Source organism: Pontivivens insulae (genome assembly GCF_900302495.1).
Classification (GTDB): domain Bacteria; phylum Pseudomonadota; class Alphaproteobacteria; order Rhodobacterales; family Rhodobacteraceae; genus Pontivivens; species Pontivivens insulae.
The window spans coordinates 689,908-704,151 of the sequence record NZ_OMKW01000002.1; the positions used below are offsets into that span (position 1 = coordinate 689,908).

A 14,244-nucleotide genomic window follows, 5' to 3' on the forward strand; every position below is an offset into this window, starting at 1 on the left:
GGGAGCCAACAGATGGAAGAGACCACAGCATTTCTGACCTGGGAGCCGGGCATGATCTGGCCAATGGCCGCGATCTTGTTCCTTCTGGTCTGTTCAGCCTTCTTCTCGGGCTCTGAAACTGCACTTACAGCGGCAAATCGGGCCAAACTGCACGGTCAGGGCACGCCAGGCGCAACCCGTGCCTTAACGCTGAAAGAAGATAGTGAACGTTTGATCGGTGGCATTCTGCTGGGCAACAACCTGGCCAATATTCTGGCGACATCGCTGGCAACGGCGCTATTGACGGTGATGTTTGGTGAGAATGGCGTCGCCGTTGCGACCCTCGTGATGACCTTGCTCGTTCTGATCTTTGCGGAGGTTCTGCCCAAGACCTATGCGATCATCAATCCTGAGCGGATGGCGGCGCTGGTCTCACTGCCGATTGGGTTGGTCGTGCGTGTCCTCGCCCCTGTCGTCAATGTGGTGCGGCTGATCGTACGTGTGACCCTGCGCATCTTTGGCGTTCAGACCGACCCGGAGGCGTCGATCATGGCGCATGAAGAAATTGCAGAGGCAATCACCCTGCACGCCTCGGAAGGATCGGTGGAGAAGGACGACCGCGATCGTCTGCTCGCAGCACTTGATCTGAAGATGCGCACGGTTGAGGAAGTGATGATTCACCGCCGCAACATTGAGATGATCGATGCGGACAGCGCGCCCGAAGATATTCTGACCGCGTGCCTCCGCTCGCCCCATACACGTATTCCGGTCTATCGCGATGAGCCAGAAAACATTGTCGGTGTCATCCATGCCAAGGACCTGTTGCGCGCCGTGGACAAACTTGTACGCGGCACTAGTGGCGGGCTCGACAATCTGTCCGAGTTTGACGTCATGGATGTCGCGATGGAACCGTGGTTCGTGCCGGATGCCACAACTCTGGACGACCAGATGCGCGCTTTCCTGCGCCGCCACAGCCATTTCGCCTTGGTCGTGGATGAGTATGGCGCGCTGCAAGGCCTCGTGACGCTTGAGGACATTCTCGAAGAGATCGTTGGTGACATCACAGACGAGACTGATGTTGAGGTCGACGGGCTGGAGCGGCTTGCGGATGGCACTTACCTGGTCGATGGCACAATGACGATCCGGGATCTTAACCGCGCCACGGATTGGGCCTTGCCCGATGATGAGGCCAACACGATTGCGGGCCTGATCATTCATGAGGCGCAGACCATCCCAACGACGGGTCAGGTCTTCTCTTTCTACGGATATCGGTTTGAGATTGCCGAGCGGGCGCGCAACCAGCTTACCAAATTGCGCATCCGCTCTCTGCTATAGGCAGTCACCCGCCAACATTCACCGCGCGAAAGCTCGGCTCAGCCTGACGCGCCCCAGCGATTGGCACGTCAGGTGCTGCGGCAAGGCGCGCCCGCAGACGGCGGCGCAATCTGAGATGGACGAGAAACAGCACGTTGAGGGATATCAGCAAAAGGATCAGCGACATGGGGCACCTCGCAAAGTGGGGTTTGGGGTACTCCAAGGGCTAAGGGCCAAGTCTGAACAAGACCCTAACGGCTGTGCCGGGATACCATCCGATAGTCCTTGCGCGGGCCAACAACCCGCCATTCCGCCCGCCAATGATCAGCGTCATCAAAGACATAGCGGACGTCGTACAAGTCCGCCTCACACAGATGACTGGCCTCCGCCACGGGCAAGGAGGGGTCGAATCGATGGAAGAAGCGCTCATCGTCAAAATGCACGTCGATAAGACCGTCACGACTGGTCCAGAGATAGCGGCGGGTCGCCTCCATCGCCTGCAATCCGGCAAATTTTAGCGTCCCGCGCTCGTTGAGTTCCAGCCAGTCGCCAACGCGACGGAAAACCGCCTCTCCGACCAACTTGCCCGTCCAGTTGCTGTCGAGATCGAAAATATCTCGTTTCAGCGCCCACCGGCCCTCGAACCTGTCCAGAACACTCAATCGATATAGCGCCCGACTGTGATGCCGCCCTGGGCTCCGATGAAACGGACCGTGTCCCCGGACTGCTCCATGACGTAGCAAGCCCATAGATCAGACGGCGGCCAGGCCGAGCAGTATTGGTCCTGCGCCACCCGCCACGAGCCTTGTTCGGGACGGCCGTTCGACGTGTAGACAGTCCTTCCGGAGGCCATGAAGGTCTGGGATGCTGCGCCATAATCCAGTGCCCGGTCCGTCAGAGCCGCCCGGATCTCCTCCCCAGAAAGGGGGCGCCAATCCTGGGCTGTGGCAGCACTTGCCACGAAAATCACGATCAGGGCCAGGGCACGCATCGGGCCATCCTCTTGTGCGGGTGCGAAGCCCGGTCTATCACGCGCGCAACGTGAAGCGAAAGAGGCCTTGCCCATGATCCCCCGCTATTCCCGCCCCGAAATGGTTGCCATCTGGTCGCCGGAATCCAAATTCCGCATCTGGTACGAGATCGAAGCCCATGCCTGCGATGCCATGGCCGATCTTGGGGTGATCCCGCGCGAGAATGCCGACGCGGTGTGGAAAGCCAAGGATGTCGAATTCGACGTGGCGCGGATTGATGAGATCGAGGCCGTCACCAAGCATGACGTGATCGCCTTCCTGACCCACCTCGCTGAACATGTTGGAAGTGAGGAAGCGCGTTTCGTCCATCAGGGCATGACCTCCTCAGACGTCCTGGACACCGCGCTGAATGTCCAGTTGGTCAAAGCGGCAGATATCCTGATTGCGGATGTGGAGGCGCTGCTGGCAGCGCTGAAGCGCCGTGCCATCGAGCACAAGGACACGGTGCGGGTCGGGCGCTCTCACGGGATCCACGCGGAACCCACGACAATGGGCCTGACCTTCGCGCGTTTTTACGCAGAGATGGATCGCAACCTCACCCGCCTGCGCACCGCGCGCGACGAGATTGCGACCGGCGCCATCTCTGGCGCGGTTGGCACCTTCGCCAATATCGACCCTCGGGTCGAAGAGCATGTCTGCGCCAAGCTGGGCCTCGTGCCAGAGCCGATTTCAACGCAAGTGATCCCGCGTGATCGTCATGCTGCCTTCTTCGCGTGCCTTGGTGTTGTAGCGTCCTCCGTCGAAAACATCGCTATTGAAATCCGCCACATGCAGCGCACGGAAGTGCTGGAGGGGGCGGAGTTCTTCTCTATGGGCCAGAAAGGCTCATCAGCGATGCCGCACAAGAAGAACCCCGTGCTGACAGAAAATCTCACCGGCCTCGCCCGCCTCGTGCGGATGAGCGTGATCCCGGCGATGGAGAATGTGGCGCTGTGGCACGAGCGGGATATCTCCCACTCCTCCGTCGAGCGGATGATCGGACCGGACGCCACGGTCACCCTCGACTTTGCGCTGGCGCGTTTGACCGGCGTGATCGACAAGATGCTGATCTTCCCGCAGAACATGCTCGACAACATGAACAAGTTCCCCGGCCTCGTGATGTCCCAGCGGGTTCTTCTGGCCCTGACCCAGGCGGGTGTGAGCCGCGAAGACGCCTATGTGATGGTTCAGCGCAACGCGCTGAAAGTCTGGGAAGAGCGCACCGATTTCAAGGAGGAGTTGCTGTCGGATACGGATGTCGTCGCGGCCCTCGGCGCGGATGCCATCGAAGAAAAATTCGACATGGGGTATCACACAAAGCATGTCGACACGATCTTCGCGCGCGTGTTCAGAGACTGATCTAACTGACGGCTTTTAAAGCGTTAAATGCATTGGGCGCCGGGTGGTCATAGCGAACCGTCCGGCGCTTTCACGTTGCTGTGCTTATGTGGGTCTCGACTTTTGCTGCAGCGCAGCATATAGAGGGGATATCTCTATAAAGGGAAGACTGACATGGCAGCCTCGCTTTTCGACCCGCTCGGGCTCGCCCCCCTTATGATCTTGCAGCAACAAACAACCCTGTCAGCAATGGAAACGGTCCTGCAAAGATCAAAGTTGATTGCAAAAGGATCTCTCACGGCTGTTGAGGCAACGGCGATGCTGGTCGAAAAGCCGGTAGCCTTTGCCGAAGGCACGCAGGACGCAGCCCTGGCTTTCGCGCGTGGCGAAAGTCCCTCAGCGATTTTTCAGGCCGGACTGCGTCCCGTTGCGCGCGCGACAGAGCGGAACGCAAAGCGTCTACGCACTTAGGTCTCGCTCAGCAATTGCGCCTTGGCCTCGGTGAGCGCGACAACCATCCGGGCGCGCAAATCGACCTCGGACACCCGATCACCTAAATCGGTGGAAAGCTTGCGATAGACATCCTCGTCGCCCGCCTCTTCGAAATCTGAACGAATGACCTCTTTCACATAAGCGGCAGCATCCTCTTCGGATTTGCCGAGCAGTGCGGCCGCCCACTCCGCCAGCAATTTGTTGCGCCGCATCTCTGCTTTGAACTGCATTTCAGCGTCATGCGCGAATTTCGCTTCAAAACTCCGCTCGCGCTCCGTCATCGAACTCATATCCGTCCCCTTCCCAGGTTGATATAGCCCAATAGGTGGGGATCACGGCGGTTTCCCGCAAGCATTTGGCCCGAATCCTTGCCCTGCCCGGTCAGCCCGGCTAAGACCCGCCCATAGCTTCCAAGTGTTCGGAGATCGCCATGGCGCGCCGCAGAATGGTCTATGAAGGCAAGGCCAAAATCCTCTATGAGGGCCCTGAACCCGGAACGCTGATCCAGTTCTTCAAAGATGACACCACCGCCGGCAACGGTGAGAAGCATGAGCTGATTGACGGCAAAGGCGTTCTCAACAACCGTCTGTCAGAGCACTTCATGGAAGGCCTTGCCTCCATCGGTGTGCCGACCCACTTCATCAAACGCCTCAACATGCGCGAACAGCTTGTCCGTGCGGTGGAAATGATCCCGCTGGAAGTCGTCGTGCGCAATGTCGCGGCAGGCTCCATGTCCAAGCGTCTGGGCCTGGAGGAAGGCGCACCACTGCCCCGCCCCATCATTGAATTCTACCTCAAGAACGATGATCTCGGCGATCCGATTGTGTCGGAAGAGCACATCATCGCATTCGGCTGGGCCAGCCAGCAGGATCTTGACGACATGGTCTCGCTCGGCTTGCGCGTGAATGACTTCATGTCCGGCATGATGCGGGGCGTCGGCATCCGACTCGTCGATTTCAAGATCGAGATCGGGCGCGTGTTCGAAGGTGACTTCCAGCGCCTCGTCGTGGCGGATGAGATCAGCCCGGACAGCTGCCGCCTTTGGGACATTGAAACGGGTCAGAAGCTCGACAAAGACGTGTTCCGCCGGGATTTGGGCAATCTGGCCGATGCCTATACCGAAGTGGCCCGCCGATTGGGCGTCATGCCACGCTCCAACGGCTCGAACACCGGGCCAAAGCTGGTTCACTGATGGATAAAGTGCTCGCCTTCCTGCGCCACCCGGCCACCGCGCTCGGCGCAGGGATCTATTTGATGGCGATCAGCTTTGCCTGGACATTTTTCGGGATCGCACCGGGACCGCTGGTCATCGGCTCGTTCCTATGGGTTGGCGGCGGCATGGCCGTCGCGGCCTTCTTTACCCTAGCCGAACGATCGGAGAAGCGATGAAACTGCGCGTCCATATCATGCTGAAACCCGGTGTCCTCGACCCGCAGGGCGAGGCCGTGCGCCATGCGCTTGGTACACTCGGCTTTGATGGGGTCAACGGTGTGCGTCAGGGCAAAGTGATCGAGCTGGATCTGGCCGAAACGGATGAAGCAAAGGCCGTTGAGGCCGCGAGTGCCATGGCCGAAAAGCTTCTGGTGAACATGGTGATCGAAAGCTACCGGGTCGAGGTCGCCTGACCGATGCGCGCCGCCCTGCTGACAGACTGGCGGCAATTGTCCATCGAAACGGTGGATGAACCGGATTGTCCGGCAGATGGCGTTGTGCTCGACGTGCTGGCCTGCGGCATCTGCAGATCCGATTGGCATGGCTGGACCGGAGCCGACCCTGACATCAACCTCCCGCATATTCCCGGGCATGAGTTCTGCGGAACCGTGCGTGAGGTCGGGCGCGACGTGCGCAACTGGAACGTCGGTGACCGTGTCATAGCGCCGTTTATTCTGGCCTGCGGCCACTGCGGGGATTGCGCTGCGGGCAACCAGACCATTTGCGCGACGCAGGCCGTGCCGGGTTTCACGATCAACGGTGCGTTTGCGCAAGCCATCGCGGTGCCCCGTGCGGACGCAAACCTCACGCACCTGCCTGATGGGATGGATCCCGCCGTTGCCGCGGCACTTGGCTGCCGGGTGACAACCGTTTGGCATGCGCTGACCGACCGTGCGGCCCTTGCGCCCGGTGAATGGCTGGCCGTGCATGGCGCTGGCGGCATCGGACTTGCGGCGCTGATGCTGGGCAAAGCCCTCGGCGCGCGTGTCGTCATGGTGGATGTGGTGGCGGAGAAGCTGACCCATGCAATGTCTCTGGGGGCTGATGCCGTGATTGATGCGCGGGGCACGGATGTTGCGGGGGAGGTCCGCACCCTGACTGGTGGTGGCGCCCATGTGAGTGTTGAGGCCTTGGGAATCGCACAGACGATGACCGCCTCCATCCGATCGTTGCGCAAGCTCGGGCGTCACGTTCAGATCGGCATGCCAGCAGGCGATCATATCAACGTTAAGCTGCCCATGGACGCGGTCTATTCGGGACAGCTGGCACTTTACGGGACACGCGGGATGCCCTCGTGGAAATATCCCAGTCTTCTCAACTTGCTGAATGGGGGTCTTGATCTCTCCCCCATGATTGCTCGCCGCGTGGCACTTTCAGACGCTGCCGCGGAACTCGCCCTTTTCGACGGAGACGCCCCACCGGGCATCGCCGTCATCACCGACTTCACCTGCTAAGGGGAACGCCTCCATGAAAACCGCTGTCATCACCTTCCCTGGTTCCAATTGCGACCGCGACATGCAGGTCGCGCTGGAGCGTGCAACGGGCAAAGCACCGGTACAGGTCTGGCACAAGGACACTTCCCTGCCAGATGGCGTAGATCTGGTGTCAGTGCCGGGTGGTTTCTCATTTGGCGACTACCTGCGCTGCGGCGCGATCGCGGCCCGCGCACCGATCATGGACGAGCTCGTGAAATTTGCAGAACGTGGTGGCCTGATCCTGGGCGTGTGCAATGGATTCCAGATCCTGATCGAGGCGGGCCTGCTGCCCGGTGCGCTGATGCGCAATGCCGGGCTGAAATATGTGTGCAAGCCACAGGCTTTGACCGTCGCCACCGCCGACAGCGCCTTCACTTCCGCCTATGCCAAAGGCGAGACGGTGACCTACGCCATTGCCCATCATGACGGGAATTACATTGCCGACGATGAGACGCGCGACCGTCTTTCTGGCGAGGATCGGATCGCGTTCACCTATCAGGGCAATCCCAACGGCTCGATGGACGATATCGCAGGTATTCTGAGCGACAACCGTCGCGTCCTAGGGATGATGCCGCATCCCGAACGGCTGAACGATCCGCAACTTGGCGGGAATGACGGCAGCCGGTTCTTCGAAGGGCTCACCGGCGTGCTTGCATCCGTCTGAAGGCGATTGGGTATTTTAACCAATCCGAAACGAGACCTGTCGCAGAAAAAACGGGCGGTACAGGCTGGGGAGCCGATGACCGCCCAAGCCGAAGCCCTGCCCCTGACGGACTGCTGCCGATGGACCGGCCCGATCCTAAGGGGCAGGCAGCGCTTCGGATTGGCGCAAATACCCAATCCGCCGCGCGACGCCATGTGAAGCATTAGCTCTTGGCGATCTCCACCTCTAGCACCTGATGGTAGGGCTGTTCGGGACTGTAGAGGATCGAGGGCCAGTCGGGATTGTTCAGGCTGTCGGGATAGTGCTGGGGTTCCAACGCCATGCCGGGATACGCATCTGGCCGGTAGCCATCGTGATGGTCCACATCGAACTGGAAGTGCCACGTGTTGAACACCTGCAAGCCCGGCTGATCTGTCCACATTTTGAGCCCTACGCCGTTGGCGATGTTGCGCAAAGTTGCGGCAGGCTGGCTTTGGTCCCGGTCGACACGCAGGACCATGTTGATGTCCATCCCGATCTCTTTGGGATCAGCCGCACGCGGGCTACGCTCGGTCATGTAGTCGTAATGCGTGCCTTTAACGGGCAGGATCTCCCCGGTTGGGAGCAAGCTGTCATCCGTGGGCGTATACCGATCTGCATCCAACCACATCATGTGGTCGCGCACACCAAATTCCGCCCCCAATGTGTAGTAATTGTGTTGGGCCAGGTTGATCGGTGTCTTGCGATCCGGTGTGGCGCTCATCTCCATCCGCAGCTTCGGCCCTTCCAGCGACATGCGCAACTCGAAGGTTACCTCGCCCGGATAGCCCATATGCCCGTCAGGGCTGGTATGGGTGAGGGTCAGCCCGTTGTCGTGCTGCTCCATTGCCCAGATCTGTTTGCCAAGCCCTTCAGACCCGCCATGAAGGTGGTGTGGCGGCTTCGGCACGTCGAGCTGATAGGTCTTTCCATCCATCTCGAACCGACCAAACCCCGTGCGGTTGGCCACCCGACCCGCGATGGTGCCATGGGCCCGCGAGTGTTCGAGATAGGTCTCGAACTCTGGAAAGCCCAACACCATGGACCGCTCAACACCGGATATGCGCCAGTCACGGATCACGGCACCGTAATTCAGCACGTCGATCCGCGCGAGATCGCTTTCCAGCCGTGCTTCCAGAATGTCCTGCCCGTTCAGGGTGGCGATTTTTCTCATTGGGTCAGCTCCGATCAATCGAGAAGGGCGCGCACCTTGGCCAGCAGGGTCGCATCCAGGGTCACGCCCTCTTCAGCCGCTTTGGCCCGAGAGGTCAAGCGCCGTGATCCGGGCAGGCGCGCGCCGTCTGTTTCCGCGTAGATTGCCGCGAGATCCGCCATACGTCCGGCGAAGGCCCCGCCTGACAGTGCGGTTGCGTCAATCGCCAGCACCACCTGACCCAGATTTGGCGCCTCCCCTTCAGCGTCAAAAAGGGAGCTCGCCTCGGTCCCGAAAGCCGCACCTGCCAGCGCGGCCGACATCACTTCCACCATCAGCGCAAGTGCGGCCCCCTTGGCCCCACCCATCGGCGCGACAGTACCGGCCAGCGCAGTAACCGGATCGGTGGTTGGCTCTCCGTCCGGGCCAAGGGCCCATCCTTCAGGGATCTCTGTCTTTCCGGCCTCGCGCGCCGCCAGGATCTTGCCCCGCGCGACAGTCGTTGTCGCCATGTCAATCACGAGGGGCGCAGGCTCCATCGGGGCTGCAAAGGCGATCGGATTGGTTCCGAGAACTGACCGGGTCGAGCCCCAGAGCGCCATAGCCTTTGGCGCATTGCCGTAGGTGATCCCGATCATCCCCCGTTCAGCCAACCACTCACAGGAATGGCCCGCCACGCCGAAATGGTGGGAGCGATACACAGCACAGGCCGCAATCCCGGTTGTTTGGACACGCCGCTCCAACTCTGGCAGTGCCAATTCGAAGGCTGGATAGGCAAATCCGAAGCCTGCATCCACCCGAAATAGCCCCTCGCGCACATCTTCGATCCGGGGCACGGCATGGCCGTCAACCTTACCGGCGCGGGCCTGCACAGCGTAGGACGGCACACGGCTGATCCCGTGTCCACCCTGCCCATCGGCCTGTGCGCGGACGAGGGCACGCGCAGTCGCGGCCGCATTCTCTGCCGACGTGTTGCACGCAATGAGCGCTGCAGTTGCCAGCGCCTCTGCCTGTTCGAGTGTGAGGGTTTCAGTCGTCATGAACACCAATTTCCTATTTGTGAGTAAGGTCAGTCGACCCTGATATGAAAAACCGCCCAGACTTGCAGTGCCTCAAGCTCCGCATCCGCTTCCAGCGCAGTCTGGGGAAAGGCGATGAGGGTCGGGCCTAGACCACCCAACATGAAAGGCACGCCGGAAATATGGGTTGCCAGCACAGGCCGAGCCTCGGCCATCAGGTCCGCTGTTATGACCGCGCTGTACCCATCGAGTGCATAGATAGCGACGTCGCCCTCCAAGCCCGCCGTCGCTACAACATCAGCAAGCAGGGGACCCGAGACCATGACGGGTTCCGAATATCCCGAGATTTGCGCGGGGAAGGACGTTTGATCGAGCGCCGCAAGATCCGCAGAGCTGAACGCAATCGCGTCATCGAACTGAATGCCAAGAACCTCGAAGAGGCTGGCTCGATCACCGCCCGGCCCGATTCCATCCGATATACTGGCCCCCGTGATCGTGATGAGCGGCGGCCCATCATCCGCATTGGCAGGCCCCATCAGGCCAAGCAAAACGAAAAGTCCAAAAACCGCGCGCCGCATCAGGATGCCCTCCACAAACTATGACGCGCAGGAGTTTATCCTGCGCGCCACCATCTCTCAATCCGGCCTTGAAAGGCCATCATTCGCGATTACGCGGACCGATAGAGCTTCGTCATCACGAACTCGCGGTGACCCAGGGCCTCCGCCGCGGTGAAGCGACCATTCGCGGTGCGACGGATCATGTCGATGAGCGCATCACCGGCCTGATCAATCGTCTGCTCACGGGTCAGCACACCGGTCACGTCAACATCGATATGCTCGGACATCGTACGCAGGGTGCGCGGGTTGCCAGAGATCTTGATGACCGGAACGATCGGGTTGCCGACCACATTGCCCTGCCCTGTCGGGAAGGTGTGGATGACATAGCCTGCCGCACCCATCAGCGTCACACATTCCGCCGCAGCGGAGGACGTGTCCATGAAGTAAAGACCCGGCCCCTTGGCCGGAGCCTCTGCCGCCTGAAGCGCGTCGATGTAGGTGCACTCACGACCGATCTTCTCCAGGTTGCCGAGAGCTTTTTCCTCGATGGTGGTCAAACCGCCGAGGATGTTGCCCTTGGTCGGCTGACTGTCAGAGAGATCATCGGTCTGGTGCGCGAAGATGACGTTGTCGGAATACTCTTTGAAGATCGCCATGAACTTCTCAGCCGCTTCCGGGTTCGCCGCGCGCTTTTCACAGATATGCTCAGCACCCGTGATTTCCGACGTCTCGCCAAACACGCCATAAAGGCCATGCGGGATCAGCTTGTCGTACATGTTGCCAACGGTCGGGCAAGACGAAAGGCCCGTCGTTGTGTCGGACTCACCGCACTTGGTCGAGACCCAAAGATCGGTAATCGGGCACTCTTCCTTTTGCAGTTCGGATGCCCAGTGGACGTATTCCTTGGCCTTCCAGGAGGCTGCACGGATGGTCTCGAAATCACCCTTCTGTTCGATCGAGAAGCCGGTGACGGGCTTGCCGGTGGCCGCGATGCCATCGACGATCACTTGCGTCCACTCCGGCTCGATCCCGATCACGACGACGGCTGCGACGTTGGGGTTTGCGCCAGTGCCGATCATGGTGCGGAAGTGCAGGTCCAGATCCGCACCGAACTGCAGACGGCCATAGGCATGCGGCAGGGCCATGGTGCCCTTCACATTGTTGGCCACAGCCTCACAAGCGGCATTGGAAATGTCATCGACCGGCAGGATGATGACGTGGTTACGGACACCGACGCGGCCATTCTCGCGGCGCCATGCCATTACTGTCGTGGAATTTGCATCAAACATGTCAGATCACCAGCGCTTCGTTTTGCAGTTATGGGTATGGACGTGGTCGCCCGTGCCCGCGGCACCGACCATCTTGCCGATATCCTCGCCGTACTTCATGACCGTGTCGCCCTCGGCCAGATCCTTCAGCGCAACCTTGTGCCCGATCGGAATGTCCGCGTTCGCTGTGAGTTTGAAGTCAGAGTTGTCATGCGTTACGACGCAGAGCATTTCCGTGCCCGCTGTCAGCCCCTCAACAACGACAACACCAACATTATCACCGTGATCATGCACGAGAAGATGGGGTATCTGGCCCATTTGCGGTCCTCCCTTTAAGGTTTCGCTTGGAATCGAATGTAGGTCTTGTATAAGACTACTTATAGATGAGATGCAAGAGGTAGTTCATGCCGCCGACCCCGCTTTACATGCAAGTGCGCGACCGCCTGCGCACGCGGATCGCCAGCGGTGATCTGCGGCCGGGCACCATTCTGCCCTCCGAATTCGCGTTGGCCGACGAGATGGACGTCAGCCAAGGCACAGTGCGCAAGGCGTTGGACCTGCTGGTCACGGACAACCTTGTCGAGCGGCGTCAGGGCCGTGGCACATACGTCGCGGAAACCACTGCCGAACAAGCACTTTTCCGTTTCTTCAAGCTAGAGGAAGCAGGCGGCCAACCCGTCATTCCTTCCCCCGTTAGCGAAGATGTGAGAGAGCGCGCAGCCCCCGACCGGATTGCCGAGCGGCTTGGCCTCGCACCGGACGCACCGATTGTCCGCGTCCGCCGCGTTCGGGCGTTAGGTCAGTCGGTCGCCGCCTTCGAGGATATCTTCACGGACCCGGCCCGCCTGCCCCTGCATCGACATGCGGGGCAATTGCCGAATGCGCTTTATTCCCACTACCAACGCGCGTTCAGCGTTTCGGTCGCGCGGGCGCAGGATTACCTCACAGCGCAACTGGCACCACCGCGCGTGCGCAAGGCGCTCGAACTTGATGAGGGCACGCCGGTGCTCTGCGTGCGACGCGACGCGTTTGATCTGAGCGATGCTTGTGTGGAAACGCGCGAGAGCTTCTTCGTTACCGACGGGCTTGGCTACGGCGTCACACTTGATTGATTGGGTCAACAAAGCGCGACCACCGCTTCTTCCCTTTCCCTTGCAGGAACAATCTTTTATCCAGACCTAAACGCGAGAAGAGGTCCGAGATGTTCCTGCTGACCCAAGTAACTGGCCTGCTGGCAGGTATCGGGGCCACTGTTCTGGGCGCTCTTGCAGGTATAGGTCGGGTCACGTTGTTTGCGCTCGACGCGTTGCGCCACCTTCTGGCCCCGCCCTTCTACTTTGCTGAGATCGGTCGGCAGTTCATGCGGATCGGCTACTATTCCCTGCCGGTCGTAGGTTTGACGACGCTGTTTACCGGAGGGGCGCTCGCGCTGCAGATCTACGCGGGCGGGGCGCGGTTCAATGCGGAAAGCGTCGTGCCCTCCATTGTCGCAATTGGTATGGTCCGCGAACTGGGCCCGGTGCTTGCCGGGCTGATGGTCGCCGGCCGGGTGAGTGCCGCGATCGCCGCCGAGCTGGGCACGATGCGGGTTACCGAGCAGATCGACGCGCTTTACACGCTGTCCACCAATCCGATGAAGTACCTTGTTCTGCCGCGCCTGATCGCGGCCACCATCGCCCTGCCCCTGTTGGTCCTTGTCGGGGATAGCATCGGCATCATGGGGGGCTATCTGGTGGGCGTCGAACGGCTCGGCTTTGATCCGGACACGTATCTGAAAACGACCGTCGACTTTCTGGAGAATGGGGACGTGCTGTCTGGCCTGATGAAAGCCGCTGTCTTCGGGTTCATCGTCGCCCTTATGGGATGTTATATGGGCTATAACTCAGCCGGAGGCGCGCAGGGGGTCGGGCGGGCCACGACAAATGCAGTTGTTTCAGCGTCGGTGCTGATCCTCGCTTCAAATTATATCCTAACAGAACTGTTCTTTGCCGTATGACCGCCAAGCTTGAACTGACCGGGATCACGAAATCCTTTGGACGCAAGACCGTCCTGCGCGGGGTGGACCTTAGCATTCCCGAGGGGCAGAACCTTGTGATCCTCGGCGGATCAGGCTCGGGCAAATCCGTGCTCTTAAAATGCATCCTGGGGCTTTTGCGCCCCGATGCCGGCACCGTTCGCATCGACGGGCAGGAAATCGGCGCGCGCGATGATGCTGTCCTCTCCCGGTTCGGCATGCTGTTTCAGGGCGGCGCGTTGTTCGACTCACTCACGGTTTGGCAGAATATCTCGTTCCGGCTGCGACAGGGCCAGAACCGGTTGAGCCGGACCGAGGCCCGCGACCTCGCCATTGAAAAGCTGCGACGCGTCGGACTGACGCCGGATGTTGCGGATCTGCTGCCTGCCGAGCTTTCAGGCGGCATGCAAAAGCGGGTTGGCCTTGCGCGGGCAATCGCCGCCGAACCAGAAATTATCTTCTTTGACGAGCCGACAACCGGGCTCGACCCCATCATGGCCGGTGTGATCAACGATCTGATCCGGGAGGTCATCGCCGATCTTGGCGCGACCGGCATCACGATCACGCATGACATGATCTCCATGCGTGCCGTCGGTGATCACGTCGCACTCATGCTGGATGGAAAGGTTCATTGGACCGGACCCGCAGCTGAGGTCGACACTTGTGGCGACCCGCACGTCACGCAGTTCGTTTCGGGCAGCGCGAGCGGCCCGATTGCGACAGTGCGTTAG

Annotated in this window: 20 protein-coding genes; 11 read left to right on the top strand and 9 right to left on the bottom strand. The window is 60.3% G+C overall.

The genetic code is table 11. The features are described from left to right. Positions 1 to 12 precede the first annotated feature (12 nt). Positions 13 to 1,314 carry an HlyC/CorC family transporter gene (locus POI8812_RS08810; protein WP_245895328.1) on the top strand — a complete coding sequence of 434 codons (1,302 nt, stop codon included), beginning with the start codon at positions 13 to 15 and terminating at the stop codon, positions 1,312 to 1,314. A 4-nt stretch (positions 1,315 to 1,318) separates the two neighbouring features. On the opposite strand, the gene POI8812_RS17675 is transcribed toward POI8812_RS08810, so the two are convergent. The 3 genes from POI8812_RS17675 to POI8812_RS08820 all read right to left on the bottom strand — a co-directional run bounded on the left by POI8812_RS17675 (position 1,319) and on the right by POI8812_RS08820 (position 2,284). After that, positions 1,319 to 1,480, bottom strand: coding sequence for a hypothetical protein (locus tag POI8812_RS17675; RefSeq protein ID WP_162845009.1), 162 nt, complete (start codon positions 1,478 to 1,480; stop codon positions 1,319 to 1,321). Positions 1,481 to 1,544: 64 nt separating this feature from the next. Further along, a complete protein-coding gene (locus POI8812_RS08815) occupies positions 1,545 to 1,955 on the bottom strand; it encodes a DUF6314 family protein (protein ID WP_108782176.1) in 411 nt (136 codons plus the stop codon). Continuing rightward, positions 1,952 to 2,284, bottom strand: a complete 333-nt coding sequence (locus tag POI8812_RS08820) for a hypothetical protein (protein ID WP_108782530.1) — start codon at positions 2,282 to 2,284, stop codon at positions 1,952 to 1,954. Before POI8812_RS08820 ends, POI8812_RS08815 begins: the two co-directional genes overlap by 4 nt. Before the next feature lie 73 nt (positions 2,285 to 2,357). Here POI8812_RS08820 and purB point away from each other — a divergent pair, with 73 nt between their 5' ends. Together purB and POI8812_RS08830 are read left to right on the top strand one after the other, a co-directional pair. Next, the gene (purB, locus tag POI8812_RS08825; protein WP_108782177.1) at positions 2,358 to 3,662 is read left to right on the top strand and encodes an adenylosuccinate lyase; all 1,305 of its coding nucleotides are present in this window, start codon (positions 2,358 to 2,360) and stop codon (positions 3,660 to 3,662) included. A 153-nt stretch (positions 3,663 to 3,815) separates the two neighbouring features. Then, on the top strand, positions 3,816 to 4,112 hold the full coding sequence (locus POI8812_RS08830) for a hypothetical protein (protein WP_108782178.1): 297 nt from the start codon (positions 3,816 to 3,818) through the stop codon (positions 4,110 to 4,112). Here the strand turns inward: POI8812_RS08830 and POI8812_RS08835 are convergent. Continuing rightward, entirely contained in the window at positions 4,109 to 4,423 is a 315-nt protein-coding gene (locus POI8812_RS08835; protein ID WP_108782179.1) for a DUF1476 domain-containing protein, read from the bottom strand. The two genes, POI8812_RS08830 and POI8812_RS08835, sit on opposite strands and share 4 nt — an antisense overlap. 140 nt (positions 4,424 to 4,563) lie before the next feature. Between POI8812_RS08835 and purC the strand changes: the two genes are divergently transcribed. The 5 genes from purC to purQ are packed head-to-tail and all read left to right on the top strand — an operon-like array spanning position 4,564 to position 7,484. Beyond that, positions 4,564 to 5,325, top strand: a complete 762-nt coding sequence (gene purC, locus POI8812_RS08840) for a phosphoribosylaminoimidazolesuccinocarboxamide synthase (RefSeq protein ID WP_108782180.1) — start codon at positions 4,564 to 4,566, stop codon at positions 5,323 to 5,325. Then, positions 5,325 to 5,522, top strand: coding sequence for a hypothetical protein (locus POI8812_RS08845; RefSeq protein ID WP_108782181.1), 198 nt, complete (start codon positions 5,325 to 5,327; stop codon positions 5,520 to 5,522). The genes purC and POI8812_RS08845 overlap by 1 nt, the downstream gene beginning before the upstream one ends. Then, positions 5,519 to 5,758, top strand: coding sequence for a phosphoribosylformylglycinamidine synthase subunit PurS (gene purS / locus POI8812_RS08850; RefSeq protein ID WP_108782182.1), 240 nt, complete (start codon positions 5,519 to 5,521; stop codon positions 5,756 to 5,758). The genes POI8812_RS08845 and purS overlap by 4 nt, the downstream gene beginning before the upstream one ends. A gap of 3 nt (positions 5,759 to 5,761) precedes the next feature. Further along, on the top strand, positions 5,762 to 6,799 hold the full coding sequence (locus tag POI8812_RS08855) for a zinc-dependent alcohol dehydrogenase family protein (RefSeq protein WP_108782183.1): 1,038 nt from the start codon (positions 5,762 to 5,764) through the stop codon (positions 6,797 to 6,799). Between the two features lie 13 nt (positions 6,800 to 6,812). Beyond that, positions 6,813 to 7,484, top strand: a complete 672-nt coding sequence (purQ, locus tag POI8812_RS08860; protein ID WP_108782184.1) for a phosphoribosylformylglycinamidine synthase subunit PurQ — start codon at positions 6,813 to 6,815, stop codon at positions 7,482 to 7,484. Positions 7,485 to 7,686: 202 nt separating this feature from the next. On the opposite strand, the gene POI8812_RS08865 is transcribed toward purQ, so the two are convergent. From POI8812_RS08865 to POI8812_RS08885, 5 genes are all read right to left on the bottom strand, one after another. Next, on the bottom strand, positions 7,687 to 8,676 hold the full coding sequence (locus tag POI8812_RS08865; RefSeq protein ID WP_108782185.1) for an aldose epimerase family protein: 990 nt from the start codon (positions 8,674 to 8,676) through the stop codon (positions 7,687 to 7,689). Positions 8,677 to 8,690: 14 nt separating this feature from the next. Continuing rightward, positions 8,691 to 9,695 (bottom strand): Ldh family oxidoreductase, encoded by a 1,005-nt coding sequence (locus POI8812_RS08870; RefSeq protein WP_108782186.1) that lies wholly within the window; start codon positions 9,693 to 9,695, stop codon positions 8,691 to 8,693. A gap of 29 nt (positions 9,696 to 9,724) precedes the next feature. After that, positions 9,725 to 10,252, bottom strand: a complete 528-nt coding sequence (locus tag POI8812_RS08875) for a molybdopterin-binding protein (RefSeq protein WP_108782187.1) — start codon at positions 10,250 to 10,252, stop codon at positions 9,725 to 9,727. Between the two features lie 89 nt (positions 10,253 to 10,341). Next, entirely contained in the window at positions 10,342 to 11,520 is a 1,179-nt protein-coding gene (locus POI8812_RS08880; protein ID WP_108782188.1) for a UxaA family hydrolase, read from the bottom strand. Between the two features lie 6 nt (positions 11,521 to 11,526). After that, a complete protein-coding gene (locus tag POI8812_RS08885) occupies positions 11,527 to 11,817 on the bottom strand; it encodes a UxaA family hydrolase (RefSeq protein ID WP_108782189.1) in 291 nt (96 codons plus the stop codon). An 86-nt stretch (positions 11,818 to 11,903) separates the two neighbouring features. Here POI8812_RS08885 and POI8812_RS08890 point away from each other — a divergent pair, with 86 nt between their 5' ends. The 3 genes from POI8812_RS08890 to POI8812_RS08900 all read left to right on the top strand — a co-directional run bounded on the left by POI8812_RS08890 (position 11,904) and on the right by POI8812_RS08900 (position 14,244). Then, positions 11,904 to 12,611, top strand: a complete 708-nt coding sequence (locus POI8812_RS08890) for a GntR family transcriptional regulator (RefSeq protein ID WP_108782190.1) — start codon at positions 11,904 to 11,906, stop codon at positions 12,609 to 12,611. Between the two features lie 89 nt (positions 12,612 to 12,700). Then, complete coding sequence (locus POI8812_RS08895; protein WP_108782191.1) at positions 12,701 to 13,495, top strand: MlaE family ABC transporter permease; 795 nt, start codon at positions 12,701 to 12,703, stop codon at positions 13,493 to 13,495. Beyond that, the gene (locus POI8812_RS08900; RefSeq protein ID WP_108782192.1) at positions 13,492 to 14,244 is read left to right on the top strand and encodes an ABC transporter ATP-binding protein; all 753 of its coding nucleotides are present in this window, start codon (positions 13,492 to 13,494) and stop codon (positions 14,242 to 14,244) included. The genes POI8812_RS08895 and POI8812_RS08900 overlap by 4 nt, the downstream gene beginning before the upstream one ends.

What these genes read in the sequence shown, in the direction of transcription:
- purS (WP_108782182.1), top strand. Translation starts at nt 5,519, where the DNA reads ATGAAACTGCGCGTCCATATCATGCTGAAACCCGGTGTCCTCGACCCG.
- POI8812_RS08830 (WP_108782178.1), top strand. Translation starts at nt 3,816, where the DNA reads ATGGCAGCCTCGCTTTTCGACCCGCTCGGGCTCGCCCCCCTTATGATC.
- POI8812_RS08820 (WP_108782530.1), bottom strand. Translation starts at nt 2,284, where the DNA reads ATGCGTGCCCTGGCCCTGATCGTGATTTTCGTGGCAAGTGCTGCCACA.
- POI8812_RS08890 (WP_108782190.1), top strand. Translation starts at nt 11,904, where the DNA reads ATGCCGCCGACCCCGCTTTACATGCAAGTGCGCGACCGCCTGCGCACG.
- POI8812_RS08885 (WP_108782189.1), bottom strand. Translation starts at nt 11,817, where the DNA reads ATGGGCCAGATACCCCATCTTCTCGTGCATGATCACGGTGATAATGTT.
- POI8812_RS08900 (WP_108782192.1), top strand. Translation starts at nt 13,492, where the DNA reads ATGACCGCCAAGCTTGAACTGACCGGGATCACGAAATCCTTTGGACGC.
- POI8812_RS08870 (WP_108782186.1), bottom strand. Translation starts at nt 9,695, where the DNA reads ATGACGACTGAAACCCTCACACTCGAACAGGCAGAGGCGCTGGCAACT.
- POI8812_RS08810 (WP_245895328.1), top strand. Translation starts at nt 13, where the DNA reads ATGGAAGAGACCACAGCATTTCTGACCTGGGAGCCGGGCATGATCTGG.
- POI8812_RS08855 (WP_108782183.1), top strand. Translation starts at nt 5,762, where the DNA reads ATGCGCGCCGCCCTGCTGACAGACTGGCGGCAATTGTCCATCGAAACG.
- POI8812_RS17675 (WP_162845009.1), bottom strand. Translation starts at nt 1,480, where the DNA reads ATGTCGCTGATCCTTTTGCTGATATCCCTCAACGTGCTGTTTCTCGTC.
- POI8812_RS08875 (WP_108782187.1), bottom strand. Translation starts at nt 10,252, where the DNA reads ATGCGGCGCGCGGTTTTTGGACTTTTCGTTTTGCTTGGCCTGATGGGG.
- POI8812_RS08865 (WP_108782185.1), bottom strand. Translation starts at nt 8,676, where the DNA reads ATGAGAAAAATCGCCACCCTGAACGGGCAGGACATTCTGGAAGCACGG.
- POI8812_RS08835 (WP_108782179.1), bottom strand. Translation starts at nt 4,423, where the DNA reads ATGAGTTCGATGACGGAGCGCGAGCGGAGTTTTGAAGCGAAATTCGCG.
- purC (WP_108782180.1), top strand. Translation starts at nt 4,564, where the DNA reads ATGGCGCGCCGCAGAATGGTCTATGAAGGCAAGGCCAAAATCCTCTAT.
- POI8812_RS08845 (WP_108782181.1), top strand. Translation starts at nt 5,325, where the DNA reads ATGGATAAAGTGCTCGCCTTCCTGCGCCACCCGGCCACCGCGCTCGGC.
- purQ (WP_108782184.1), top strand. Translation starts at nt 6,813, where the DNA reads ATGAAAACCGCTGTCATCACCTTCCCTGGTTCCAATTGCGACCGCGAC.
- POI8812_RS08895 (WP_108782191.1), top strand. Translation starts at nt 12,701, where the DNA reads ATGTTCCTGCTGACCCAAGTAACTGGCCTGCTGGCAGGTATCGGGGCC.
- POI8812_RS08880 (WP_108782188.1), bottom strand. Translation starts at nt 11,520, where the DNA reads ATGTTTGATGCAAATTCCACGACAGTAATGGCATGGCGCCGCGAGAAT.
- purB (WP_108782177.1), top strand. Translation starts at nt 2,358, where the DNA reads ATGATCCCCCGCTATTCCCGCCCCGAAATGGTTGCCATCTGGTCGCCG.